The following is a 26,353-nucleotide window of genomic DNA, read 5'->3' as shown; positions in this document are numbered from 1 at the left end:
CGTCGCATTTATCAAATGCAGATAAAACAGGCCGCTATATGCGGCCTGTTTTGGTTTTAGCCCTGCTCATTATTCCCATTCTGTAAATACTCACTCTCATATCACATCTTTTGTCATGATATTTTCATGGTAGCTTACTTTTAATGCGGCTTACTTCTTGTTAGACTCGGTGTATTATTTAATTTACTACTGTATATATAAGTTTACATCATGAATGGGGCTAATGATTTAGAAGCAATACGCGTTGCAATAGATGAGTGTGATAGCGAACTTGTCGCATTACTTGCAAAGCGTAAAGTATTGACCGAGCAAGTTGGAAAAATAAAACAGCAAAAAGGCGCGCCACTGCACGTGCCAAAGCGCGAGGCTGAGCTTATCAAAGCACGCCGTGTAGAAGCCGAGAACAAAGGGGTTAACCCTGACCTTGTCGAGGATATTCTGCGCAGAATGATGCGAGAAGCCTACGAAAACCAACAAAGTGAGCTTGCGTGTGCAGCACCAATAATGTCACCTATTGTGATCGTTGGGGGTCAAGGTGCCATGGGTAAACTGTTTGCGAAACAGTTTAAACGCTCCGGTTATGAGGTACGAATACTTGATAAAGATAATCAATCAGAGGCTACTGCGTTACTAAGTGATGCAAAACTGGTGTTGGTGAGCGTACCAATTAACGCACTAGAGCAAGTTGTTAATGCACTGCCTGCGCTACCTGATGATTGTATTCTCGCTGATATTACCTCGGTGAAACAAGCGCCGCTAAAAGTGCTATTGAACAAGCATAGCGGCCCTGTTGTGGGGCTGCACCCAATGTTCGGCCCTGATATATCACATTGGGTTAAACAGACCATAGTTGTGTGTGAAGGACGCATGCCAAAACAGTGTGAAGGGCTAATCAAACAGCTGAGAATTTGGGGAAGCCAGCTGGTGCCAACGGACGCTAAAAAGCATGATCAATCTATGCAGATTATCCAAGTTATGCGTCACTTAACCACTTTTGTATACGGGCAGTTTTTATCTAAGCAATGCCATTCACTGAAGGAGCTAAGAAGCTGCTCATCGCCAATTTACCAATTAGAATTGATGATGGTCGGGCGTCTATTTGCGCAATCGCCAGAGCTGTACTCTGATATTATGCTTGCGCAATTTAATGATGTTGAAGGGCTTTTAGCAAGCTATCAAGATACCTTCGAACAAACACTGACGAAGTTGCAGCAGGGCGACAAAGAAGGCCTAATGCAGTCTTTTTCAGAGGCCAAACAGTATTTCTCAGAAAGCGCGAAACACTTTCTATCACAAAGCCGCGGCCTGCTTAACAAGGCCAATGACGCTAAAGTGTTGGATTATGAGGAAAGTATTTAGCTTTTAGGTATGCCAGTTCAATGAGTTAAACATTATAGCTTTACACCGAAGCATTATGGACAACAATTTGAGCTGGTATGTAATACTTTGTTTGTTCTCAGGGCAAAGTAGTAACGGCTCTATCACGGCAAACGAATGTTGCGTAGGTGTGATTGATTTGTACATGAGGGTGTTTTTACCATGACAAACATCATAGCTTCAGAGTGCGTAATTACTGCTGGGTATCTTGGGTTTGTGGTGAAATATTTCTCGTGGTTCTCTAACTAGAAACTTGAATTTTTTAAACCATTATAGATAGCATTTACTCTAAAAGTTTCTTCCGAGTAACTTGCGTAAGTTACCGCTAACTTGATGACTACAGTATCATTTTATTTGGACTATATTAAATTATCAGTTCAAAAGGTTAATTATCTGTAAGGATTAGCCTTGCATTTATTGACAACAAACACTTCTAGAGACTATAAAAAGATAAATAAGTTTGAAGTAGAATCAATGATGCCTTTATATTTTTTCAGCGCTTATACTCGCCAGATTATCTCTTTACAACACTCAACGATAACTCTTTGCATGACATGTAGAGGTGATATTTCGCCATCCTGATCTTTTATTCCGGCTGTTTTTTGTATGCAACGGTGAACGTATAGTCATCATCGCTGTTAAATTTTTTGTTACTCCAACTTTTAGTGGTGGCATAATGTTTAAATCTCTCGCTCGTGTTGTTTCCAGCCATATGACGTTAATGGTATTGATGCCATGTATGTTACTTGGCGCTGTCATTTTTTATGATGTATCAGTATCTGCCAAAAGAATGAAGGACGCATATGACGCAGAGTATAATGCCTTTTTAAGCCATGCAGTTTTAAATGTGATCCATGAAACACAAAAAGAGCGGGGAGCATCAGCAGGCTTCATTGGCTCTCAAGGCCTTAAGTTTGAGCAAAACTTAAGGCTGCAACGTAATCTTACCGATAGTGCAATTGCAAAACTAAAGCAACAACAGCAAAAGTGGGATCTTATGCCAGAAATGGCACAAGAGCTGATAGAGTTTGAGAGTAAATTCTCTCGTTTATCTAGTGTACGTTCTAGTATCGATTCTCTTTCTATGCCTATTTCAGAAGCGCTAAAGTATTACACAGATATTAACCTAAAGGCTCTACATATCGTTATCAAGGCCTCGAGACTGAGCAACGATCACACTATATCTACTGAATTAGTCGCAATATATAACTTTTCAAATGCCAAGGAATCAGCTGGTATAGAGCGCGCCGTTTTGTCTAATGTGCTTAGTGCTAATACATTTACACCTTCACTGAAAAACAAATATGTTGCTCTGATAACCAAACAAGCCGTATACCTTGAAGAAGCGTTAGAAGCCTCTCCTCCACAAATGCGTGAATTATTCAAACAAGCGTTGAATCATTCATCGATGCGCACCGTTGACGTCTTCAGGCAAAGTGTGGCTGATAAAAATGACGGCTTTAACCTCAGCGCTGAAGCATGGTTTAAAGCTGCGACAGAGCGAATCAATATACTAAAAGAGGCAGAAGAAAAAGCATTAACATTGGTTGATAAAACAGCTATTGATATTCAACAGCATGCCGTGATGGTCTTGGTAGTAGAATTTATCATATTAATAATTGGCTTTTTTATTACTGCAGCATTGTTTTTTGCGATTCGCCTGCGTAAGCAACAATCAGCAATGATTGCTGAGGGTATTGAAATTGCTCGAGTCAAAAAAGACTTAGGTCATGAAATTAAAGTAGTCACCGAGGATGAGTTAGGGCAATCAGCAAAAAGCATTAACAATCTAACGAAGCAATTTGAGGACGATTTGGTTGAATTTGCTAGAGTCTCAATGGGCATAACCAATTCGTCAGAAGAGACAGCTACTGCCATTCAGCAAAGCCAAGATAACCTAATTAGTCAACAATCAGGGATCCAAACTATTGCATCTGCTTCAGAACAAATGAGCGCTAACATACAAGTCATTGCAAACTCCATGCATGAAAATGCCACCGCAGCTAAAACTGTGACACAAGAGTCTTTACAAGGACAGCAAGTTGTGGAGGATGCTGTAAATGTTATTCAGCAAGCATCAAATGATATGGAGCGATCCGCAACTACGGTGGATGAACTTAACAATCGAGTGGGTAGTATTTCATCGATGGTTGATATGATTAGAAGTATTGCTGAGCAAACAAATTTATTGGCATTGAATGCAGCTATCGAAGCTGCAAGGGCTGGAGAACAAGGAAGAGGTTTTGCTGTTGTTGCAGACGAGGTGCGCAGCCTTGCCAGTCGTACTCAAAACTCGACTGAAGAAATTTCCGCGCTCGTATCTGAGCTTCAAAGTAGTTCATCAGAAGCATCCAATGTTATCACTCAGGGCAAAGAAAACGCGCTAGAAGCTGCGGCACGTGCAAAAGAGATCAAAATAGCTTTGCAACAAATTGTTGAACAGGCACAACAAGTAGAGTTAGTCACAGAGTCTGTTTCAAACAACACGCAACAACAAAGCAATGCAATTGATGAGGTCAGCAAAAATATCTCTGCAATATTTGAAAAAGCCACGGAAAATGTATCCGGTGCAGAGCAGATAAGCATTGCCGCACGTGATATTGCAAGTGCAGCTAAAGTGATGGACAAGCTCATTGCTCAATATCAAGTGAGCCAAGTAGGAAAGCATCGTAAAAGAGAGTGTTAGTTACGATTGTAAAAATTTAATGCCGATATTCACCGTCATTTTGGCTATAAATCAATAAAGTTTGACGTGGGTATTCGTTATCTACTCTATTATAAAGTTGCTAGCTCCGATTAGGAAATGCAGAGGCTAGCACCATAAAATCATTATGTTTAGCAGATTTAGGGAAATAGCAATGTTTGCAAGCTTTCTAGTCCCATTATTAGCATTTTTAGCTACAGTGTTGTCTATTCGTGGTGAAACATGGAATTCTGCCGAGTCAGGAATCAGAAAAGTCACTGGGGTAGGCTGGCTTGCTTTTGGAGTGGCGGCTATAGCTCTCTTAACAGGTATTTGGACTGCAAAAGAACAATATCGTAAAGAAATGTATGGGAAGTATATTGCTTACTATGATTTTATCGATCCGCTGCTTAATCTAGAAAACTTGATGCAAGCAGGTGATTTCTCAGAAGACACTCTACAAAGTAGCGGTTTTATCCAGTACTGCCGTGAAGTTAGCGAGTTATATAAACACTGGAATACACGAGTACCTGGAGAAGTAATGACAACCATCGGTTCTTTAGGGCGTTGTGAAATATTTGAGGAGCCTATGGATGATGTCGGGTATGTAGTTACGTTGTCTTGGGTAAATGACCAGTTATGCCAAATCATGCAGGCTGCCGAAGTTAGTGGAAAATGTGACAAACGTGTCAATGTAGATTGAGCATGAAATTTGGCTAATAGACCACCATATCGTCATGAAAGGCCCAATATGTCCGCACTTGAAACCAAGTGTGACAGTGCTGAGGCCTTTTCTCGAACTTTTAAACAAAGTCCTTCAAAGTTTAGATAAGCTGCAATTAAACTTGGTTGTTATGACGTTTTCAATTTTTCACCACAAAATTTAGCAATGTAGACAAGACTTGCCGATATTATCAACTTTGAGCAGATTCAAATTGCTTTTTTTAGAGCACAAAGAGTCAGCAAAACGGATATTTGAAAGTGCAGGTAAGCTTATCGCTTGGCGACAACAATTTTTTGATGCTGATCCCCGTTGTTATCTGGCTTAAGGTCAATAATACAATACCAGCGAGATGCAACTTGTTCTTAACGAGCCAACTAATAGCTCGGATAAGTCGCTTTTGTGTGTAGCGGGCAATTTGTGTATTGAATTTCTAACCATCGACTGTTAACTTTCTAAAATTATTAAATAAAGCTCACTTGAATTTCATTTTTATTTATCTTTTGGGTAAGTGAGATATTCAAGAGTACACGCTAATGAGCAGTTGAGCGCCAAACGTAGCATGGAAGAATATGGAAATAATTGAACTAGATCCTAAGTCCGAAAGTGTGAAGTCGGTTGTAAATGAGATAGACGACTTGATGAACTCGCTTTATCCTCAGGAAAGCAATCAGTTGTTGTCGATTGAAGAGTTAATGAGCGACGATGTTTATTTTATCGGGGTCAAAAATGGTAAGGAAGTTATAGGTTGTGGGGCAATTGTTCGTAAATGCAACGATGGTATTTATGGTGAATTAAAGCGTATTTACGTAAAGCCAAATTATCGTGGTAAAGGAATTTCGAAATCGATAATGAATGCTCTGATAGCGTATGCTAAAGAAGAAAGGTTCCCAGCTATAAGGCTCGAAACAGGTATCAAGCAGTCTGAGGCAATTAATCTGTATGAAAAACTTGGTTTTAGAAAAAGAAAACAGTTTGGAAGCTATCTATATGATCCATTGAGTATTTATATGGAGCTTGAATTATGTGTCTAATAAGAGACCATGGCGTCAATAGCTAATTTTATGCTTGTGGTGCTTGCCACATTATCCCGTCTCTGAGTATCGAATTTAAGATCACAATTATCTTCCTAACACAGGCAATCAGTGCAATTTTTTGGTTTCCTGCAACCACCAATTTTAATGTTGACCTCACATTGTTATTAGACTGCCTACACTTTAACCGGGTATTATGCGCTTTTTTAAAAAGTCTTAAAATTGTGGAAAAGATCATGTCTAACACGGTTCAGCAGCAAATCGGAAACATCGCTTTAGTCGTTGAGAATTACGATGATGCGATAGAGTTTTACACGCAAAAACTTCAATTCACGCTAGTTGAAGATAGCGATTTAGGAGGCGGTAAACGCTGGGTTCAAGTCTCCCCTCCAAACTCCAATGGTACGAACTTACTGTTGGCTCAAGCGAGTACACCAGAACAAATGCAAGCAGTAGGAAATCAAACTGGTGGTCGTGTATTCTTGTTTCTAAAAACAAATGATTTCTGGCGTGACTATGAGTCAATGAAGGCACAAGGTGTTATATTTAATGAAGAACCAAGAATTGAAGAATATGGCACAGTAGTGGTATTTCAAGATCTCTATGGTAACAAGTGGGATTTACTGCAACTAACATAGAGTCGTTAAGTAACACGTACATAACCTGAGGTTTGGATAAGGAGGTATCGGTGAATCGTTCCATTAAGTCAAAATTGCCCCTAATATTTCTTGTTTGTATTTCGTTATGGTGGGGGTTCTATTACCAATCTAATGGCTCGCTTACTGATTATGGCAGTGCAAATTTTGAATGGTTGTTTCTTTTAGATGCGTTGATTGTGCTGCCAATTATCTGCTTTTTTTGTATAGAAGATAGAAAAGAAGCCTTCTTAAAGTCGGTTATTTTAGTGTGTTTGGCTGTACTTATCGGCAGTTACATTATTCCCGAACAAAGTAAGCTAATTTGGCATTATCTTGAAAATGGGCGCTACGTTTTATTGGCTATCACGCTTGCTTTTGAACTAGCTGCAATTTTAACTGTATACCTTGCGATTAAAGCCGCCATTTGCAAGTCTGAAGACCCCGACCAAGCCATTGAAAAACCGATTAAAAAATATGTTGGTGACGGCCCTGTTGCAAAGTTACTGAGTTTTGAAACCCGAATGTGGACCTATGCGCTTTTTTCTAAGCGAGTGCAGCCAAAAAACTTCAGTGGCGAGCAGCACTTCACGTATCACAACAAAGATGGGGCACAAAGCAATCTGCTTGGTTTTATCTTTTTAATTGCACTTGAAGTGCCAATTGCACATTTATTGCTGCATTTTATCTGGTCTCCGTTTGCGGCAAATATCGTCACCTTGCTGACGATATTTAGCTTGGTATTTTTCTTTGCGGAGTACCGTGCTGTTGCAAAACGGCCTATTTCTTTGATGGGAAATCATTTACTCATTCGATACGGCCTTTATCAACCATTCGTTATACCGTTAAGTAATATAGCAAAAATTCAGAAGAGCACAGGGTTTGTGGGGCGCTCTAAGTCTATAAAGCGCTATAACTATTCGGGTTTCCCTAATGTTGAAATTACACTGGTAGAACCTGTGGGGAGTGTTAAAAGTGTTTTCATTGGGGTAGATAATGCCGAACAATTTATCTCAGCTTTATCAACTGAGGCATCACGTCTGGGAGCCGTTCGTTAAAGCCGACGTTATTGCCGTAAACTTCTAGATAATGCACGTGGTATATTCGTCCTTAAACAGAGTATGCCATCGTATCACTTGCGCTTTTCTGACAGGCACTTCGCCTTTTCACTATCAATATTTAAGCAATGTAAACATGAGTAATAATCACGCACTAGGTCACTTTAGCTAGTCACGATGGCATTAATTTCCCAGATTAATTCAGAATTTAAACCTTTTGCTCATTTGCCTCGTCTAAAGAATGATTTTAGTTATTTATAAAGGAAAACTATGAAATTCTTTATCGCTATTATGCTAGCAGCTGCCTTATCTGCTACCAGCGCCATAGCAGCGCCTACAAAGAAAATACTAATGGTGGCTTCTAATATGGTAGATATGGGAGACCCTGAAAAACATGATGCAAGAAACAACTTATGGGAATTTGCACCTCCGTATCATATTTTTGTTAGCCACGGCTTTGAAGTTGATTTTGTATCACCCAATGGCGGTGAAGTTAAGTTCATGATGGATCCGCTAGGGATAAGTAGTTACACCATCAAATATGAGGGCTTCTTAGAAAAAGCAAACAATTCACTCAAACCCTCTGAAATTGAACCGAATGACTATTGGGGAGTATTCATCGGTGGTGGCTACGGTGTCATGTTTGACGTTGCAGATAATAAAAAAATTCACTCCATTATAAGTAGCATCTATGAGTCAGGTGGTATGGTCGGTGTTGGTGGTCATGGTTCAGCAGGCATTGCAAACGTGACATTATCTAATGGGGAGTTTTTGGTGAAAGGGAAAAAAGTAGCAGGATTCCCTAACTCCACAGAACTATCTAAGCCATGGGCAAAGCAAGGAACACTTTTGCCTTTTCTTATTGAAAGTCAGCTTAATAAGAATGGTGCTATCGCTCAAAATAAGAAAACACTAAAAAATAAACACGCAGTGATCGCAGATCAACGGGTTATCTCAACAATGTTTTTACCCTCAGCCGCACTTGTCGCAAAGGAAATGATAATCTCAAAGCAGCAGTAACAGTGCTTAGCAAGCCAACTCAAAGAACAATAAACGGTTGGTATTGCTTCTTTGATGCTAATTTTAACCAGTTATTTTGTTGTCTCTGATTAGAGCGCTAGATGCCGGTTACACTTCAAATTTAGGAGTTTTTGTGAATCGATTAATAACCCGGTCTTTATCATTGATATTTGTCATCTCATTAATGGCAGTGTTGGCTTCTTGCGCAAGTTATGATGCCATTAATTTTGAGTCCAATACGAAAGCGGAAATCACAGAATTTATTGATGACAATCCTGGGCAGGTGGTCTCAATTTCTGTTGTAGATGCAGAGAATACTTACCAATATCACTTAGGGACGTTAAGGAATGGAGATACACCTGATAACCAGACAATATATGAAATTGCCTCTATAACTAAAACCTATACCGGTTTAGTTGTTGCTAAAGCCATTCAGGATGGGAAGGTTGAGCTTGATAAAGATATTCGTCATTACCTCAAAAATAATGAATACAAAAATTTAGAGCTGTCTAATCAATATATAACATTACGACACCTTATGACTCATACTAGTGGTCTCCCACAAGAGTTTGCTTACAACAGTGAAGACAAAGCTAAAGGCGTTGCAGTTGCTTTTGAAAAAATGTCAAATTATTCCAGAGATAATTACTTTGAGGATCTTAAAAAAGTAAAGCTGAATTCTATACCTGGTGAGGACTATTTGTATTCAAGCGTTGGTACTAATTTAGCAGGGTATATTCTGGAATCTGTTTATCAAAAACCTTTTGCTTTATTGGTTTCTGAATTCATCACAGCTAAGTCTAAAGAGCAGCACACGAAATTTAGAGGCACTCACTTTAAGCCAGGCGAAATTACTGTGGGTATAAGAGATGGTGAACAAGTGCCTCTGTCCAGTGCATATAGTTTTGCTGGGGGAGGGTTGACTACAAACGTTGAATCTATCACGCAGTATATTCAACACCAACTTTCGGCAGAGCCTGAGGTAGCTATTTCTCATCAACTTTTGAATGAAAGTTGGACGGGTCATGGTATGGCATTTTTTTGGTACACAAATAACTATGATTCAAATGAACAAGTTCTATACCATAGTGGTGGTTCAATGGGCACATCTAGCTGGCTTGCCATTTATCCGAAGAAAAAAATTGGTATTTTCATTGCAACCAATGTAGCTGGAAAAAATACTCAACCAAAGTTAGAAGCTATTTCAAATAAGGTTTTTGACCATTTAATTGAATATAAAAAAGCTTTAAAGTCTGAGCTGTAATCGCTGGCTTCGTTGTACGTTGTAGTCAACAATTATTCACCGCTTATTACGGCCTTAGCACGCCTTAATGATATACGAACCTATAGCATTGAAAATTAAGTCAGTATATAGGCCAGATCAAAGTACGGTGGTTGCTGACGCTCTCTTTAGACATTGGGTTAAAGATCATCGAGGGGTCAAGCTATTGGAAAATTGTAGCAAACTTTGACTCCTCGTGGGTTTTAAAGCCCAAGGTAAAGGTGACTTATGTGTTGAGGTTGTAATTTTTACTTGTGGATAAATGAGGTATTCAGGAATACACGCTAATGAGTGGTCATGCTTCAGGAGATGACTCAAAAATTGGAGCAAACAGTATTTCTGGGTATCTATTTCGGACGGCATGTACAAAAATATCAACATTTTCTTGATAGCAGCAAGTTAGGTAGTTGATCCACTCTATATATCTTGAGCTCTTACCGTCTCGAAGTTGGCAAGAAAATTTTTCTATTGGGTTATCACCATTTAATACAAAGTCAATATCGAAGGTGTTTTTTATATTTTGCCATAGCATTCGCTCTGAATCTAAAAGTTTGGTGAATAGCTTGTTGAGGTACTTATCTTGTAAACCGAAACTCCCAAATCCTAGCTTGTAGTTTTTAACCGTTTCATTTAATTCACCAAAATGAACACCGTAGAAGCGCGGTAAATCAATAGAGCTGGAATAGAGCTTGTTTATATCGACGTAATAAAACAGAGTACTGAGAGCGGTGTAGTCATGAATGACAGTATCGTACAGTGTTGCTCCTGTGCTGTAATTGCCTTGATCAATGTCCTTTTCATGAGCCTTCTTCATCTTTCTGAGTACGTCAACGGTATAAATATGTTCATTGTCAAGTTTGTCAATCATAGTGTGGTGTGTAGGGCACATCCACATAAGGTTGTCATAGCTGTTGACTTTAGCTTCTGATAGATCTGGGTTGTGACGTGCTCCTTTTTTACCAATCGCTTCAATATGAGCCTTTTCGCCAACCACAGAGTTGTTACTAATTAGTAGCCTTTTACAAATTTCTCCTTCGTGACGATAAGAACATCGACCTCCTGCTGATGCAACCAGCCGTTTCAGATCTTTTTCGGTATAGCTACGGGTGATTTTCTTTGTCATAGTGTTCACAGTGTTTCTAATGAATAATCAAAGTGATACTATAACACATTGAAGCATAATAAAATTGCTTAAGGTTGATAGCTAACCTTTGGCATTTTTGTTCGGTTGGCTTGAGTGTCGCGGTAGTTACCCACAACTTAGCAAGTTGTCACCCCACTCGCGCTTACAACAGTGAAAACAATCAGGTTTGATTAACCCTGCGTGACAGCTCTAGCTAACCATTACAAGTAGATTTATTCCAGCTTATTGCTCACCTAATATCTTATCTAAATTCGCTTTTGAACGGGCGACGCTTTCTAGTGGTGTCAGGCCATTTGGATATTCTTCTTGTTCAATTACTAACCACTGCGTGCCGCCGTGTTGCTGCATAGTTTGGATGAGCGTTTTCCACGGATACGCGTTTTCACCAATAATTGGACTTTTGCCGTCCCCTTGGTGCGTGCGTATTTTAATATGGGTCGATACAGTTCTTCCTGCATATCGCTTAACATATTCGCGGGCTGATTTACCTGCGTAATTCACCCAGCCAACATCAAGCTGTAGTGGCAAGTCATTGGGGGTATTGGTGGCGATGTAATCCCAAAAAGTGCTAGCAGCGTAAGCATTAAATTCTTTTTGATGATTATGAAATCCGATCTTCATATCGTAACGTTTGGCAACTTGGTGCACGTGGTTTAGTTGCTTTACAAATGTTGGGACATGATTGTTACTCCACGCTCTTTCATCCCAAGGGATAAAGAGTGTAGATACGCCTAAGGTTTTGTAAAAGAGCAGGGTGCTTGTTAGTTTGTCTTCAGCTAACGCGTCAAAGCCGACGTGCGCGCTGCTCGCAACTAAGCCGAGTTTAGCTAGTCTTTGCTTTAATTTACTTGGGTTATCGGTATAGCTGCCAAAGTTTCCGGCAAATTCAACACCTTCAAATCCCATGCTTGCAAGTGCTTGCAAGGTACCGTCAAAGTCTTTTGTCAATTCATCTTTTACCGACCATAACTGAACACTTACAGGTAAGTATTGCAGAGCTGGCTTGGCATACAGTGGTGAGATAAAACTTAAAGCAATGAACAGTAGTGCCTGCGTTAATCGTTTTGTGCTTTTAACAAACATCATCTACTCCAAAAGAAAAAGCAGAGATAAACTCTGCTTCGATTCGTCATAACAAAATGACTCAAGGGTTAGTCACGGTACGCATACTGGCTTAGTCCAAGCTCAGCCAGTACGCCATCTAGATGTGCTTTGGCTTCGGCAGTCGGCCCAGGGTAATCGCCTGCAATTGGCACGTTTCCAAGGTAACCAATATCCTTACAGCCCTCTGGTGTGCAGAAATAAGCGCCGAGGACGAGATCCTTGAAGCGCAAAAAAGCTTTACCAATTCGTTGAAATTGCTCTGGTGTGTGTTTATCAAAATACGCAATGTCATCAATTATTGCTTGCTGTTGAGCGGTTGCAAGCGCGACAAACTGCTGCTGAAAGCGTAATTGTGATTCATCATCAATCCAAGTTAATGCGTGCAATATTGTTACTCGGTCTTTTTGCTGGCCATGGTATGGCGCGCTTACCCATTCATCAATAACACTTGGCACTTGTACTTCAGAGGCAGACGGATGGCTCTCTTCTTTTGGCACAATCCAATCCGCAAGGACAGCCACTAAGGTAAGTTGTGCTTCGGTTAAGGTTAATGGCCATGGTGATTCTGGTGGGATCACCATGTTGGGATCTGTACCATATCCTTTAGCAGTTACGGGTTTAATATCAACATCGGGCCAGTGTCCAGCATTTGGCGTAATCGTCTCTTCTACCACTTTACTACAACCTGCGGTCACGGTGAGCGCTGAGCCTGCTGCAAGCAAGCCTAACCATTTTAATGACTCGCGGCGCGTCATACCTGAAACATATCTGTAAGGGTTAAGGTTATCAGGTGTATCCATCACAGCACTCCTTTATCAATCTGTTCAGCCAGCCAAGTCGAGTTTCGCATCGCCAAAGTCATAATGGTTAAGGTGCAGTTCTTATGCGGGTTTGAAGCAAAGACCCCTGCGTCCATTACAAATAGGTTGTTACAGTCCCAAGTTTGGCCCCATTGGTTGGTGACGGAATCTTTGGGTGAACTGCCCATTCTTGTGGTGCCGACTTCATGAATGATCTCACCCCCTTTTGAAATAGCCTTTTCCGCAGGAGGTAGTTCGCCGACCCTGGCGCCCATGGTTTCAAGGATTTGCTTTGCGGTTATAAGGCCGTGTTCAATTTGCTTTAGCTCTCTGTCAGACCATTTGAAATGGAATTTGGCAACTGGGATCCCCCATTTGTCTTTGACACTCTCGTCAATTTCCATGTAAGAATCTGGGTTAGGTAGCATTTCTCCGCGTAGTGCAAATCCAACATAAGAGCCATACGCGTCGCGTACTTGCTGCTTTAGCTCGGGGCCATAACCTTGCTTGTCGCCTGAAACGCCAGAGCCCGGTTCCCTAAAGCCACTGCTAATTTCAAAATGGTAGCCTCGAGGGAAGGCTAACTCACCTTTTTCTTGTGCTTTGTGGCCCCACCAAGGAATAAATAGGTGGTTGGCGGTATGGCCATCTTCGTTATAACGAGGGCGGCCTTTTAACGCGGGTATTTGCGCACCAAGCCACGCACCTGTGGAGTCCATCAGGTTCCGTCCAACGTGGCCGCTAGAGTTGGCTAATCCATTAGGGTGTTTAGTATGTTTTGAGTTCAGTAAAATACGTGCAGATTCACAAGCACTGGCAGCGAGTATGACAACGTCGGCGTTAAGAGCGTGCTCTTGTGCAGACTTTTTATCGACATAAGTGATGCCGGTAACTTTACCTTCTTCATCCGTAGTCACTGATTTCACCATGGCGTCGGTGATCACCTCAAGGTTGCCCGTAGCTTTTGCCATCGGAATTAGTGAAGTGGTGGTTTGAAAAGCCGCGCCAATAGAGCAGCCATGGCCACATGGCGTCGCATAAAAGCAAGCTGAGCGATCGCCTTTACTACGGGTAAGTACTGCGCGGTGCATGGGTACAGCTGGGATCCCTAATTTTTTAGCCGCAGCGGCAACAAGTAGCTCGGGTACTCTTGGTTTGGGCGGTGGCTGCAAGATCCCAGGGGCAGAGGGGGGCATATCATCAAGCCCAGTGTTCGTGCCACAGACTCCAACTATTTCCTCGGTTTTATCATACCAAGGTGCAATATCTTGGTATTCGAACGGCCAATCAGCCCCGTGACCGTCACGACTTTTCCCCTTGAAATCATGTTCACTAAAGCGCAGCGAATAGCGCCCCCAATGGTTAGTGCGACCACCAAGCATACGGGCTCGCCACCAATAGAAGTCGGTATTTTCAGCGTGTGTATAAGGTTCGTCAGGTACTTGCCAGCCACCATCAATGGTTGCATCGTAAAAGCCAAAGTTTTTATCTTTGTTACCTGCTCCCATCAAAGGTGCTTCGCTATTGCGACGGAACATGGGGGTTTCTTTCTTAGGATCGTAATTTCTACCGGCCTCTAGCATCAACACTTTATGTCCAAGCTTAGCTAGAGTGTATGCAGCCATTGCACCACCTGCACCGGAGCCAACGACGAGTACTTTATGGTTAAATTCCGCCATCATTACAGCTCCCTGATCTTGATATTTTTAAACCAAACTTGGTCACCATGGTCTTGCAGGCCGATATGGCCTTTTTTGCCTTCAGCGAATCCTTCCCATGTCGCGAACTTGCTGTCTTTGACTAGGGTATTCCATGTGCTGCTACCTATCACCACACTGGTGGTACTGACTCCGTTCTGCCATACTTGGAGGTGATTATCTAGCATTTTAATACGTACTTGATTCCATTTTTCAGCAGGCTTATGTGCCTTACTTGGTGCGGCAATCAAGTCGAAGATAGAGCCAGCCAGATGAGAGTCGATTTTGTTATCAGGGTGCTCTTCGTTGTCTAAGATCTGGATTTCAGGTGCTCGTGAATAAATTGCACTGCCTGTTTCATCGACCAGCACAAAGATCCCACTATTGCCTCTTCTTGACACTTTCCATTCGAGCTGTAACTCAAAATTACGATATATTTCTTTGGTTAGAATGTCGCCGCCGCCCCCTTGCGTTAACGTCATTGCCCCGTCTTTCACTTGCCATTTTGGGTCAAGAGTGTCGCGTTTAAAGTTACGCCAATGAGACATGTCTTTGCCATCGAATAACAATTGCCATCCCGCTTGTTGCTCTTGTTGGCTCAATTGATTATCAGTGGTACTCGCACAAGCGGTACAACTAACAGTCAATGCCAGCGTGAGCATTTTTATAGAGTTGAGCATAATGGAACCTCGTTTGTTCACTTTTTACTTGTTGCTACTTGTACCAATTAGTCTTAATACTTGCTCAATTTGAAGGCGCAAACCTAACGTTGGCTGCGTGAAAAATTTTCGCCTTGTTATCGGCAAGGCTTTTTCACCTCAAAATAGCAAGCTTAATTAAGCGAATTGGTATTACGCGTATTTCTCTACGCGCTTATTTTTATTGATATAAAGATAAAGGCCGATAAAAGCCACAATTAGAATCGCTGGAAATAACAGGATGTTTTCAAGCACTGCTTGACCGGCAATAAGTTCAGATTGCTGTGACGTTAATTCTGCGGTTTGCGCCTCACGCCTTGCTGAATCAATCCAACTGCCAATTACAGGATTCCACATGCTAACGGCAAACATACCAGCGCCCCCCATCAAAGACATGCCCAGAGCCCCCGTTTTTGGTGTGTACTCTGCAACACAGCCCAGCATCGTTGGCCAAAAATACGTGACACCCAAAGCAAATAAAATGGCGGCTAGGTAAACGGCTGCTCCGTGCACTTGACTCATCATAAGAATACCAGCCGTTGCTAATACAGCAGAGCCGAGCAGTACGCCTGTTGGGTTAAAGCGGTGGACAATGGGCCCTGCAAAAAATCTGCCCAATGCCATAAGTCCTGTGATAAGTGCAAGGATCATCATTGGAGATGCGCCAGAAGCCCCTAAAATACGCTCAATCCACTGTTGTGTGCCAAGCTCGGTTGTTGCTGTTAAGGTCATACAGCAGATTAAAAATAGATATAATGGCGAGAACAGGTGTTTAAGGTTGCTGGTGGTAGAATGATCTGTGCGATCAAATTCCGGAAATTGTGATTTGATCATCATCGCACCGTAAATCAGCGTTGGAATTAATATCAAAGCAACTTGCCACTGCCAATTAAAGCCCAATGTCGTCATGGCACTCGATGCCAGAGCACCAATCACTATGCCGCCTGGGAACCAAACGTGGAAACGGTTGAGCATGGTGGTTGTATTTTTGGGGTACATTTCAGCGATCAGTGGGTTGCAGCCAGCTTCTACAGAGCCATTGGCAAAGCCAATCAAAAAGGTCGAGATGAGCAAAAGCCAAAAACCATCTGCGGTAATGGTTAAAACTAACCCTGCAAAGTGGCAAAAAAAGGCTAAAGCGATAAGCTTTTTAGCACCGATGGCGTTGTAAATAGCACCACCGAGCATGGTTGCTACAGGGAAGCCTAGAAATGCCATCGCGTTTACCCAGCCCAGCTCTGTGTCGGAAAGGCCAAATTGTCCGCCTAGCTGTCCTAAAATACCCGCTCGGATCGCAAATGTCATTGACGTCACAACCAATGCTAGGCAACAAAGATGGAAGACGATACGATTATAATTGTTATTTTTCATGGTCGCTGTCCTGTTTATATTAAACCGAGTATTTGCTTATTGCGCTCGGTGTCTGTACTACTGCCTGCGAAGTCATCGAAGGCTGTCTCTGTGGGTCTGATCAGGTTTTGTTTAATAAATTCAGCCCCTTCTTTGGCGCCATCTTCGGGATGTTTAATGCAGCACTCCCATTCCAACACCGCCCAGCCATCAAAACCGTACTGTGTTAACTTGCTGAATATTTTTTTAAAATCGACCTGTCCGTCACCTAATGAACGAAACCGTCCTGGCCGTTGTTGCCATCCTTGGTATCCGCCGTATACACCGCAGCGGCCGTTGGGGATAAATTCGGCATCTTTTACATGAAATGCTTTTATTCGCTCATGATAGATGTCGATAAATGCTAAATAATCCAATTGCTGTAAAACAAAGTGGCTCGGATCATAAAGAATATTGGCTCGGGGGTGGTGATTGGTCGCTGCTAAAAAGCGCTCAAAGGTGACCCCGTCATGCAAATCTTCACCGGGATGAAGCTCGTAGCACACATCTACACCTACCTCATCGAAACGGTTCAAAATAGGCAGCCAACGTTTAGCCAACTCCTCAAAGCCTTGCTCAACAAGTCCACTGGGCCTTTGCGGCCAAGGGTAAACAGTATGCCAAAGCAGCGCGCCTGAGAAAGTGGCATGAGCGGTTAGCCCTAGCTTTTCACTCGCACTGGCTGCAAGCAGTAATTGATCAACAGCCCATTGTGTTCTTGCTTGTGCTTTACCATGCACCTCTTTTGGTGCAAATCCATCAAACATCTGGTCATATGCTGGGTGTACGGCAACCAACTGACCTTGCAAGTGTGTAGATAGCTCAGAAATAGTAAGGCCATACTCATTGGCAATGCCAGTAATTTCATCGCAATAATCCTGGCTTTCAGCGGCTTTTCTTAAATCAAATAATCGCGCCTCCCAGCTAGGTAGTTGGATCCCTTTGTAACCTAATTGGCTTGCCCATTGACAAATACTACTAAAGTCGTTGAATGGTGCTTGCTCAGAAGCAAACTGCGCGAGAAAAATTGCCGGTCCTTTGATTTGTTTCATGTGTATTTTATCCGATGTTAAAAGGGTGCCACTTGGTTTCTTTTGCACTGGCAGCAACTGCGTTTTCTATAAATGCCATACCGCGAACTGCCGCTTGAATACTCGGTACGTCAAAGTCTTCTGGCTGGACATCCGGTTGTTGCTGGCGCGCTTGAATAAGCATGGCAAAATTAAGATAAATATTGGCAAAGGCCTCTAGATAGCCTTCAGGGTGACCTGCTGGCACACGGGTCGCATTGGTCGCGGCGTGGCAAAGCGTGCCGGTTCCTGTGCGGAGTAACTGAGCCGGTGCATCTTTCATGCGTAGCCAGAGGCTATTAGGCTCCATTTGTGACCACTCGATACTGGCTTTGTCGCCATAGATTTTTAACGTGAGATTATTTTCCTCACCAAGTGCTATTTGACTTGCTAGTAGCACGCCTTTTGCACCATTATCAAAACGTAATAATACCGTGCCGTCATCATCTAGCTGGCGCCCACAAACAACGGTGTTTAAATCTGCACAAAGAGAAGTGATAGTTAAGCCACTTACATATTCGGTGAGGTTGGCTGCATGTACGCCAATATCACCCATACAGCAGCTGATCCCAGATTGACTCGCATCTAAGCGCCAACTTGCTTGTTTACTTTGTTCGTCATCTTCACTTGCAAGCCATCCTTGACTGTATTCAACAACGACTTTACGAATATTACCAAGTTCTCCTGTGGCAATACGGTGGCGTGCCTCTTTCACCATGGGGTAACCTGTATAGGTATGAGTCAACCCATACAGGCAATTTGTCTGTTGTAATAAGGTTTGTAGTTGTAATGCTTCGGACAAATTCAGCGTTGCAGGCTTGTCGCTTAATACATGAAAGCCATACTCGATAGCTTTTGCCGCTATCGGAAAATGCAGGTGATTTGGTGTCACAATAGCGACAAAATGAATGCGTTCAGACTCAGGAAGCGCAGCTTCAGATTGCAATAACATGTGGTAGTCATCATAGCAACGTGTTGGTGCTAACCCTAGCTGTTTACCCATTGTTATACTTTTCTGTGGATCTGAGCTAAAAGCGCCTGCTACTAATTCTATCTGGCCGTCCAAACGTGCTGCAATTCGGTGTACAGCGCCTATAAAAGCACCTTCACCACCACCAACCATGGCCATACGGATTTTGCAATTATCCATTGTTTAGCTCCATCGAGTTATCAAGGTGAGTTGATCTGATGCTATTGATAATAGGGAAGTGCCATACCTCAGCGGTAATAAAAATTCGGTTGACAATGCAACAAAATCGGCGTTTAAATAAATTGGTTTAGTTCATTTTGTTAAGATGGGAAAGGGTGTGATAGAGCAAAGCATTTTGACTCAAGCTGGGGTCAATCAACTAATAGCGGCGTTTGATTTGATCCCAGATATTCTTTTTTGGGTGAAAGATACAGACAGTAGGATAGTGCACGCGAATCAACAGTTTGTTGAGCACCAAGGTTATAAAGCATTAGAACAAATATTGTACAAAACCGATTTCGACTTCTCGCCACCACATTTGGCATTTCAATATGTAAATGATGATAAGCGGGTGATGGAAGGGTACATAGTGACAGATAGACTAGAGTTAAATCAAACGAGTAGCGGTGATTTGGCATGGTTTTCTACATCTAAGCATGTGCTATTAGATGAAAATGGTAATACTTTGGGTACATATGGTGTCACTCGGCATCTTGAAAAAACGTCAAAGGCGCTCTCTCATGTTAGAGCAATCGAAGCTCCTGTTGAATTTATTCGCACCAATTATCATCGTCATATCTGTATCGAAGAATTAGCAGACGTAGCTCACCTCTCCGTGAGCGCACTAGAGCGTAGGTTTAAAAAGCACCTAGCAAAAACCCCAAACCAGTTTATTAATGAAGTCAGATTAGAAAATGCCAGAAAGCTATTAGTTGAAACCCGTTTACCTGTGTCGCAGGTTGCCTATCAATGTGGTTTTTCAGAGCCTAGTTATTTTAGTAAGCAATTTCGTCGATTATTTGGTGATATTCCTTCACAGCTACGCAAAAAATTAGCGTCAGTTGACTAGCGAGTTGCAGCGCCAGCAGCGTTAGATTTAGTGCTGAACGTGGTTTTTGGGGCATAAACCACTGTTGTTTACAATAAGCGTTAATAGGTTTGTTATTAGCACTTCAGGCTATTTAGTGGTTACTGCACTTTATCTCTTTTTTGGGTGGTCAGCTTTCACAGACTAGTAGAACCCAAAGTTGGCATACGTACCATTTTTACCAGAATCATTTTATTCTCTTTGGTTGATTTATTGGAATTAAATATTTTATTTGGGCAAGTGAAGTTCAGGACTCTTTTATTTCTTCTTTTTTTTCTTGCGGTTATCTATTCCCATCCTGATACAAAGCTATCCAATATCGTCGTATTTTGTGAATATAGCGCATACTTCTTCGGTAATGAAGCGTATGAAGGTTTGCATCTTTTTTAACCTTTACGCCGATTTTGTTTTATTCCAAACCGATATTCTATTATCACTTTTGTTAATGCACTCACTATGCTGAACGAGTATTACAATTGGTTGCCCCCCTTTAAGGAAGCCAAAAAGGGTTGTCATAAGATCATCCGTCATGGAGCAGCAAGGGACGCATGATTTTATAAAAATAAAAATTTGGAGATAGTAATGGCCAATAATAATAACAGAAGCCATGCAGCAGGAAATTCACGGCAATTTAGCAAGTCTGTACTCGCTCTTGCGATATTATCAGCGACTAACTGGGCAATGGCTGAAGAAGCCGAAACAGAGCAGGCGCAGGAAATCGAAACGATTGAGGTGCGCGGGATCCGCGCATCTATGGCTGAAAACTTGGCGATTAAGCGTTTATCAAACGCGATTGTGGATGCCATTACAGCAGAAGATATTGGCAAGTTTCCCGATAAAAATGTGGCGGATTCACTGCAACGTGTACCCGGTGTGGTGATTTCTCGTAGTGGCGGGGAAGGGGAAAACGTCAGTATTCGTGGCCTCTCCTCTGATCTTACTTTTACGCAGTTAAACGGCAATTTTATTGCTTCTTCTCCGGGCTCGCCGTCGCGCTCTTTTAGTTACTCTTTGTTGCCTTCTACTATGGTGCAATCGGTTGAAGTGTTTAAGTCTTCTGAGGCGCGTTTAGATGAAGGTGGGGTCGGCGGCACGGTTATTCTACACAGCCGTAAACCACTGGATATGGAGGCAAATTCTGGGGCGTTAAATGTTGAATATACCTACGCTGATGTGACTGAAGAGTACGAGCCTAATTTTAGCGGTGTTTATTCTTGGAAAAACGAAGAAGAAACCTTTGGCTTGCTAGTTGGTTATACCAATCAAGACCGCACCAACCGGTCTTTAGGCGGTGATATGTCGGGCGGTGGCGGTTGGCGTTGGGCAACAAGTTCAGAATTACCAGCAACGGACACGGCGGGCAATGTGATTGCTGATAGTACACGTCGATTTGCAGCGTTAGAAGATGCTTATGGTAACGTTTATGATGGTGTTTGGGCACCGCAAGTTGCAGGTGTTGGGGTAACCAAAGAAAAACGTGAACGTCAGGGGTTACAAGCCACCATTCAATGGCGTCCAGTAGACGATTTATCTTTAACATTCAATCATTTTCATTTTGAGCTTGGGCAAAATCGCACCACGTCACAAATGTGGATCCCAGAGTGGAAGTACAGCCCAGATTACCTTACCGGTATTACCCTAGACGAAACCGGTACGATTGTGACAGGCATGGACTTCACCAGTGGCGCTGGTGGCACTGAAGGGAATCTTGAATTTCCTTGGATCATTGGTAGTTACACGGTAGAAAAAGACACCTCGGATACCTACGACTTCGCTTTTGAATATGCCGGTGATTTATATGATTTACGTGGTAAATTGGGTCACACTGAAGCCAGCGGAGGCCCTTCAGAATCTTGGAGCGCGGCGTATAAAAGCGGCCAACCTGCGAGTCGCAGCGATTCTGGACAGATTGAAAACGCCGCTTCATTTGCTGGGTGGCGATTAGGCGACAGAGTGTCGCTGTACGCCGATCCCGCTTTGCTGTCTAACCTTCAGGCTGGTATTGCCGGCGATCCCGACCCGGGTTCGACAGGTTCAAGCTTTGTCGTCAGTGACTTAGAAGAGGACTATGCCCAGTTAGACCTTGATTATCGCGTCGGGTACGGCATCGTTGATACGCTGCATGTTGGTGCTAAATATCGTAAAGCGACACTGCACCGCGAAACCAACAACACCTTCTTCATCACTCAAGATGGGGCTGACAGAATTGCCAGTGGCGAGCTTGATCCATTCAGTCAAGGTGCCATTGATGAGGTGTCTTACCAGTGGGTTGGTGGTATGCCAAAACTGGAAGATATTTTGAATACAACGTCTGAACAAAATATCCCAGGCGGCTTTGAAGTAAATACCATGCCCACGATCAATTGGGATAGATACCGCGAAATCGTGACCAGTGAATATGTTAAGCACACGCGCCGTGAGCCTGATTTTGTGTTCGACATAGAAGAAGAGATCATGGCCGCCTATCTACAAGCCGATTTTTCTTTTGGAGATTTTAGAGGAAACATTGGGGTACGCTATGTCGAGACTGAAACGCAGATTATGTCATCGGATAAAATTAACTACTTTTTAGATGACATTGATGATGTCACCGAAGAAGATATCTTAGGTGATGAGCGCCTTATTGACGTTGAAACCACCACCGTGCGTACCGTAACCGACTCGCAATTTTTACCTAGCTTCAATATTGTCTGGGATGCCAGCGACAATCTTGTTATACGAGGTGCTATCGCCAAAACGATGTCTCGAGCCCCGTTCAACGACATGGGAGCACCCGAGCAGTTAACCTTTATCTCTCAAGAATGGGCAGACGACAGGCTCGAGTTTAGAGGCAACCCTGTGGAGCCTGGATGGCGTGGTTCAGGGGGTAACAAAGCGCTAAAACCATTTGAATCTGTACAGATGGATTTATCTGCGGAGTATTATTATGGCGAAGGATCTGCGGTTGGTATTGCGGTATTCAACAAAGACGTAGATAACTTTATCGTGCCCTTGATCATTACCTCAGTAAGGCCGTTTGAGGGCTTTAATAACCCTTTTACCGGTGTTGAAATTGTGCCGCCGGGTGATATTACCGTCACGCCGTTTACCACCACCGCCAATGGTACAAACGCAACCTCTCGGGGAGTAGAGCTGTTTGCACAACATGCGTTCGATAATGGCTTTGGTCTCAACGTTAACTACACCCTAAACGATACCAATCAGGCAGACATTAGCGTAGACGGTGAAAAGGTCGGTGAGTCTGCACTTGTCGGTAGTGCAGATAATCAATTTAACTTCTCCGTCTATTACGAGAATGACACTTTCAGTGTCAGAGCATCATATAACCGCCGAGGAGAGACCGCTTTGGGGCTTGCCGACGGGCTCACTGTATATCAGGAACCATATCAACAAGTTGATGTGAACGCTTCTTATAACTTGATGGAAAACCTGATCCTAACCGCGTCTGTTATCAACCTAACCAAAGAAGAACCGAGAACCTTTTATGGTGAAGATTCTAAAGCGAGATTGCGCAGCAGCAGCTACACCGGGCAGCGCTACTATGCCGGGATCACCTACCGATTTTAACTTTGGCGATAACCATAAAGTAATGCAAACCGGGTGAAGTCGTGTCAGTACAACGAGAAACAATATCACGGCTTATCACCTGCTTGTGGTGCGTTTATATCAACCTATTCACACGAGTTGGTTGATATGTAAGAAGGGATAAATATGAACACGTTAAATAAAATAAGAAATGCGATCCCGCTCATTGCCGTTAGCAGTTTATTGGCTGCATGTGGCGGCGGGAGCGATGCTCCAAAAGTTGAAAAAGTGCCAGTAACCCCTGTTGTGACGACGGCAGAAGTATCAGGTTCAGTGATAAAAGGCGCGTTGAGTCAAGCCCGCATTTCGGTGACGGCGCTCAATGGCTCTAGCATGATGATGGATGAGAACTCGACAACCAGTCAAACGGGGGAATGGTTTATAGAACTGACTGGTAAAGCTGGGTTTGGTATTAATTCTACTATTAAAGTGACCGCCACAACGAGCGAAGGCTCGCAGATGCGCTGCGACGCGAGTCGCTGTGGCTCAGTAGGTATTGGGGAGCAGGTAAGTGGCGATTACATTTCTGGTGTGACTTTGGCTACTCTAAGTCATGTTGCCGTGCCGTTTGGTTCAAATGCCGATGGTAGTGCTGATGCTACCTTACAAATTAACGCCTTGACGACACTAGCAACCATGCTGGTGGAGCAGCAGATTGCCGAGGGGCGTAATGTCTCCACTCCCGAATTAATGGCACTGGCAAAAGCCCAGATGTCTGCGATATTGCTTCGGGCTCTTGGCTGGCAAACAGGGGACACTAATGTTTTTGAGTTACCTGTGGTTAGCGCTGACCAATTAACGAATTTTGAATTAGGGGAAACTTGCATAACCTCTGACTCTGGTGAGCAAAGTTGCGAGATGACGTATGTTTCCGAGAGTGTGCAAAAGCTTTCCCTATTCAATGCTGCGTTTGCACAGTTTGACGAGCAAGGTTCCTTGCAAGGTATCTTAAGCGACTCTGCTAGTAATCTTAGCGCCGCACTTGGCGGTGATGAAGCTGCACTTGAAGCGCTTCGATTGCCAATCTACAACGCGCTGCAAGCTCACCCATTAACGAAGCAGCTAGGTCTTAGTGCCGATAGTATTATGGACTTAGCACTACCACTATTTGATGAGCCGGTATCCACCGGACCCATGCTGCAAGTCGTGACATCAGGTGCCACTATTACAGCAAGAAATGCGATTAGTGACGCCGAGAGTGCAGACAAGGCATTTGATGGCGATCCGCAAACTAAATGGCTTGACCACAATGATTGGCAGGGGCCACCGACAGAGGAAGCACCATCTTGGATCCAAGTGGATTTTCCCACTCAACAAGCAATTAGTGGTGTTTACATTACCAGTGCTAACGATGCCCCAGAGCGAGATCCAGAAAACTTCTCGTTATTAGCTTCAAACGATGAGGGCGCGAGTTGGGTTAATTTGGGCAATGTGGTTGGGGCGTCGTTTGAAGCGCGCTTTGAACGTCAAGGCTTTGTATTTGGTAATGCGCAAAAATATACCAGCTACCGAATTGCTGTGACAAAAAACAAAAATAACGATGGTTTACTGCAAATTGGAGAAATTCAATTTGTTGGGCCGGTTTATCCGAGCGTTGACCATACGGATACTGAGACGTTTGCGGTCACGGCAAGCAACAGTATCGGTGAGGCAGAAAACCAAGATAAGGCATTTGATAACGACCCAACCACTAAGTGGCTGGATCATAATGATTGGCAAGGCCCACCTACTGTCGAAGCGCCTTCATGGATCCAAGTAGATTTTAATGAGGCGGTGGCAGTTAATCAGCTTGCGATAACGAGCGCCAATGATGCTCCTGAGCGAGATCCTGAGAACTTTGCTTTATTTGGCTCTAACGATAACGGAGTTACATGGCAGCAGTTGAGTAATTGGGTTGGTGAATCTTTTGAAGCAAGAGGAGAGCGCCAAAGCTTTGCGGTAGCGAATCAATTGTCATATCAAAGCTATCGCCTTGAGATAACCAAGAACAAAAATAATGATGGTTTGATGCAGCTTGCTGAGATTGAATTAATCGGCCCAGAAATCTCTGGATTAGATCATGCACAAGTTCAAGGTGCGAGTTACACGGCGCGTTTTAGTATTAGCGATTCAGAGAGCGCAGCGCAAGCCTTTGATAAAAATGTTGAGACTAAGTGGCTCGATCACAACGATTGGCAGGGGCCTCCCACTGCTGAAGATCCAGCTTGGGTTCAAGTAAGCTTACCACAAGCGCAAGCGGTAAATACTTTGTACATTACCAGCGCCAATGATGCGCCGGAGCGTGACCCTGAAAACTTCCAACTTTTGGCATCTCACGATGGGGAAGTATGGCAATTATTAAATACCTGGGTAGGGGAGCCGTTTGAATCGCGTTTTGAACGTCGAGCCTTTGCGTTTGCTAATGGCTTGGCTTACACACATTATCGCTTGTCTATCAGTAAAAATGCGAATAATGATGGGTTAGTGCAAATAGCTGAAATTGAACTCGCTGGACCTCAGTATGCACTTGAAGACTTGTCTGACTTGGCTGGAACAAGCTTTACCGCGCGTAATCGTATTGGAGATGCGGAAAGTGAACAAAAAGCGTTTGATAATGATACCGAGACAAAATGGCTAGATCACAATGAATGGCAAGGCCCGCCAACAGAGGGATCACCATCTTGGATCCAAGCTGATTTTACTGCGTCACAGATTGTGAGTGGTTTGGCTATCACCAGTGCCAATGATGCGCCAGAACGCGATCCCGAAAACTTTCAGCTACTGGGATCTAATGATGGTGGTCAGACGTGGACAGAAGTCGCGGTTTGGGTAGGTGAGCGCTGGGATGAACGCTTACAACGAAGAGTGTTTACTTTCTCCAATGCTTTTGCCTATCGCAGTTATCGTCTAAACATTAGCAAAAATGCGAATAACGATGGCTTAGTACAGATCTCAGAAATTGAGCTCCTTGGTCTTAGCGGCGACTAGCCTAAGGTTAAATAAATCTCAACCAAAAAAGC

The 26,353-nt window shown here is 43.1% G+C and carries 19 protein-coding genes and 1 pseudogene; 11 read left to right on the top strand and 9 right to left on the bottom strand.

Going from position 1 to position 26,353, the window contains the following annotated elements; genetic code table 11:
• Positions 1–210 precede the first annotated feature (210 nt).
• The 4 genes from tyrA to J8Z24_RS11310 all read left to right on the top strand — a co-directional run bounded on the left by tyrA (position 211) and on the right by J8Z24_RS11310 (position 5,815).
• A complete protein-coding gene (tyrA, locus tag J8Z24_RS11325) occupies positions 211–1,359 on the top strand; it encodes a bifunctional chorismate mutase/prephenate dehydrogenase (RefSeq protein WP_252094702.1) in 1,149 nt (382 codons plus the stop codon).
• 694 nt (positions 1,360–2,053) lie between these two features.
• Positions 2,054–4,063: a methyl-accepting chemotaxis protein gene (locus J8Z24_RS11320; RefSeq protein WP_176033661.1), complete on the top strand. Its 2,010-nt coding sequence runs from the start codon at positions 2,054–2,056 to the stop codon at positions 4,061–4,063.
• 172 nt (positions 4,064–4,235) lie between these two features.
• Positions 4,236–4,763: a hypothetical protein gene (locus tag J8Z24_RS11315; RefSeq protein WP_252094701.1), complete on the top strand. Its 528-nt coding sequence runs from the start codon at positions 4,236–4,238 to the stop codon at positions 4,761–4,763.
• Between the two features lie 590 nt (positions 4,764–5,353).
• The gene (locus tag J8Z24_RS11310) at positions 5,354–5,815 is read left to right on the top strand and encodes a GNAT family N-acetyltransferase (RefSeq protein WP_176033659.1); all 462 of its coding nucleotides are present in this window, start codon (positions 5,354–5,356) and stop codon (positions 5,813–5,815) included.
• A gap of 28 nt (positions 5,816–5,843) precedes the next feature.
• Here J8Z24_RS11310 and J8Z24_RS11305 read toward each other — a convergent pair.
• A pseudogene (locus J8Z24_RS11305) lies at positions 5,844–5,990 on the bottom strand (IS110 family transposase); the annotation flags it as partial.
• Positions 5,991–6,051: 61 nt separating this feature from the next.
• On the opposite strand from J8Z24_RS11305, the gene J8Z24_RS11300 reads away from it, so the two are divergent.
• The 4 genes from J8Z24_RS11300 to J8Z24_RS11285 all read left to right on the top strand — a co-directional run bounded on the left by J8Z24_RS11300 (position 6,052) and on the right by J8Z24_RS11285 (position 9,792).
• Entirely contained in the window at positions 6,052–6,453 is a 402-nt protein-coding gene (locus J8Z24_RS11300) for a VOC family protein (protein ID WP_252094700.1), read from the top strand.
• A 50-nt stretch (positions 6,454–6,503) separates the two neighbouring features.
• Complete coding sequence (locus tag J8Z24_RS11295; protein WP_176033658.1) at positions 6,504–7,508, top strand: hypothetical protein; 1,005 nt, start codon at positions 6,504–6,506, stop codon at positions 7,506–7,508.
• Positions 7,509–7,778: 270 nt separating this feature from the next.
• The gene (locus J8Z24_RS11290) at positions 7,779–8,528 is read left to right on the top strand and encodes a type 1 glutamine amidotransferase domain-containing protein (RefSeq protein ID WP_176033657.1); all 750 of its coding nucleotides are present in this window, start codon (positions 7,779–7,781) and stop codon (positions 8,526–8,528) included.
• Positions 8,529–8,661: 133 nt separating this feature from the next.
• Complete coding sequence (locus tag J8Z24_RS11285; protein WP_176033656.1) at positions 8,662–9,792, top strand: serine hydrolase domain-containing protein; 1,131 nt, start codon at positions 8,662–8,664, stop codon at positions 9,790–9,792.
• 313 nt (positions 9,793–10,105) lie between these two features.
• On the opposite strand, the gene J8Z24_RS11280 is transcribed toward J8Z24_RS11285, so the two are convergent.
• The 8 genes from J8Z24_RS11280 to J8Z24_RS11245 all read right to left on the bottom strand — a co-directional run bounded on the left by J8Z24_RS11280 (position 10,106) and on the right by J8Z24_RS11245 (position 18,862).
• Complete coding sequence (locus J8Z24_RS11280; protein ID WP_252094699.1) at positions 10,106–10,933, bottom strand: hypothetical protein; 828 nt, start codon at positions 10,931–10,933, stop codon at positions 10,106–10,108.
• A gap of 243 nt (positions 10,934–11,176) precedes the next feature.
• The gene (locus J8Z24_RS11275) at positions 11,177–12,040 is read right to left on the bottom strand and encodes a sugar phosphate isomerase/epimerase family protein (RefSeq protein WP_252094698.1); all 864 of its coding nucleotides are present in this window, start codon (positions 12,038–12,040) and stop codon (positions 11,177–11,179) included.
• A 65-nt stretch (positions 12,041–12,105) separates the two neighbouring features.
• Positions 12,106–12,858, bottom strand: coding sequence for a gluconate 2-dehydrogenase subunit 3 family protein (locus J8Z24_RS11270; protein WP_252094697.1), 753 nt, complete (start codon positions 12,856–12,858; stop codon positions 12,106–12,108).
• Positions 12,858–14,540 (bottom strand): GMC family oxidoreductase, encoded by a 1,683-nt coding sequence (locus J8Z24_RS11265; RefSeq protein WP_252094696.1) that lies wholly within the window; start codon positions 14,538–14,540, stop codon positions 12,858–12,860. Before J8Z24_RS11265 ends, J8Z24_RS11270 begins: the two co-directional genes overlap by 1 nt.
• Positions 14,540–15,235 (bottom strand): 3-keto-disaccharide hydrolase, encoded by a 696-nt coding sequence (locus tag J8Z24_RS11260; RefSeq protein ID WP_252094695.1) that lies wholly within the window; start codon positions 15,233–15,235, stop codon positions 14,540–14,542. Before J8Z24_RS11260 ends, J8Z24_RS11265 begins: the two co-directional genes overlap by 1 nt.
• Before the next feature lie 171 nt (positions 15,236–15,406).
• Entirely contained in the window at positions 15,407–16,624 is a 1,218-nt protein-coding gene (locus tag J8Z24_RS11255; protein WP_252094694.1) for an MFS transporter, read from the bottom strand.
• Positions 16,625–16,638: 14 nt separating this feature from the next.
• Complete coding sequence (locus tag J8Z24_RS11250; protein ID WP_128731267.1) at positions 16,639–17,694, bottom strand: sugar phosphate isomerase/epimerase family protein; 1,056 nt, start codon at positions 17,692–17,694, stop codon at positions 16,639–16,641.
• 7 nt (positions 17,695–17,701) lie between these two features.
• Positions 17,702–18,862 carry a Gfo/Idh/MocA family protein gene (locus tag J8Z24_RS11245; protein ID WP_252094693.1) on the bottom strand — a complete coding sequence of 387 codons (1,161 nt, stop codon included), beginning with the start codon at positions 18,860–18,862 and terminating at the stop codon, positions 17,702–17,704.
• Between the two features lie 157 nt (positions 18,863–19,019).
• On the opposite strand from J8Z24_RS11245, the gene J8Z24_RS11240 reads away from it, so the two are divergent.
• From J8Z24_RS11240 to J8Z24_RS11230, 3 genes are all read left to right on the top strand, one after another.
• Entirely contained in the window at positions 19,020–19,751 is a 732-nt protein-coding gene (locus J8Z24_RS11240; RefSeq protein ID WP_176033650.1) for an AraC family transcriptional regulator, read from the top strand.
• Between the two features lie 600 nt (positions 19,752–20,351).
• Positions 20,352–23,336 carry a TonB-dependent receptor gene (locus J8Z24_RS11235; RefSeq protein WP_252094692.1) on the top strand — a complete coding sequence of 995 codons (2,985 nt, stop codon included), beginning with the start codon at positions 20,352–20,354 and terminating at the stop codon, positions 23,334–23,336.
• Positions 23,337–23,480: 144 nt separating this feature from the next.
• Positions 23,481–26,321, top strand: coding sequence for a discoidin domain-containing protein (locus tag J8Z24_RS11230; RefSeq protein ID WP_176033648.1), 2,841 nt, complete (start codon positions 23,481–23,483; stop codon positions 26,319–26,321).
• The last annotated feature ends 32 nt before the right edge of the window (positions 26,322–26,353 follow it).

Origin of the sequence: Pseudoalteromonas sp. SCSIO 43201, from assembly GCF_023716725.1 — a bacterium.
Taxonomy (GTDB): Bacteria; Pseudomonadota; Gammaproteobacteria; order Enterobacterales; family Alteromonadaceae; genus Pseudoalteromonas; species Pseudoalteromonas peptidolytica.
Note: the sequence above shows the minus strand (reverse complement) of the source record. Positions and strands in the feature narration are given on the sequence as shown.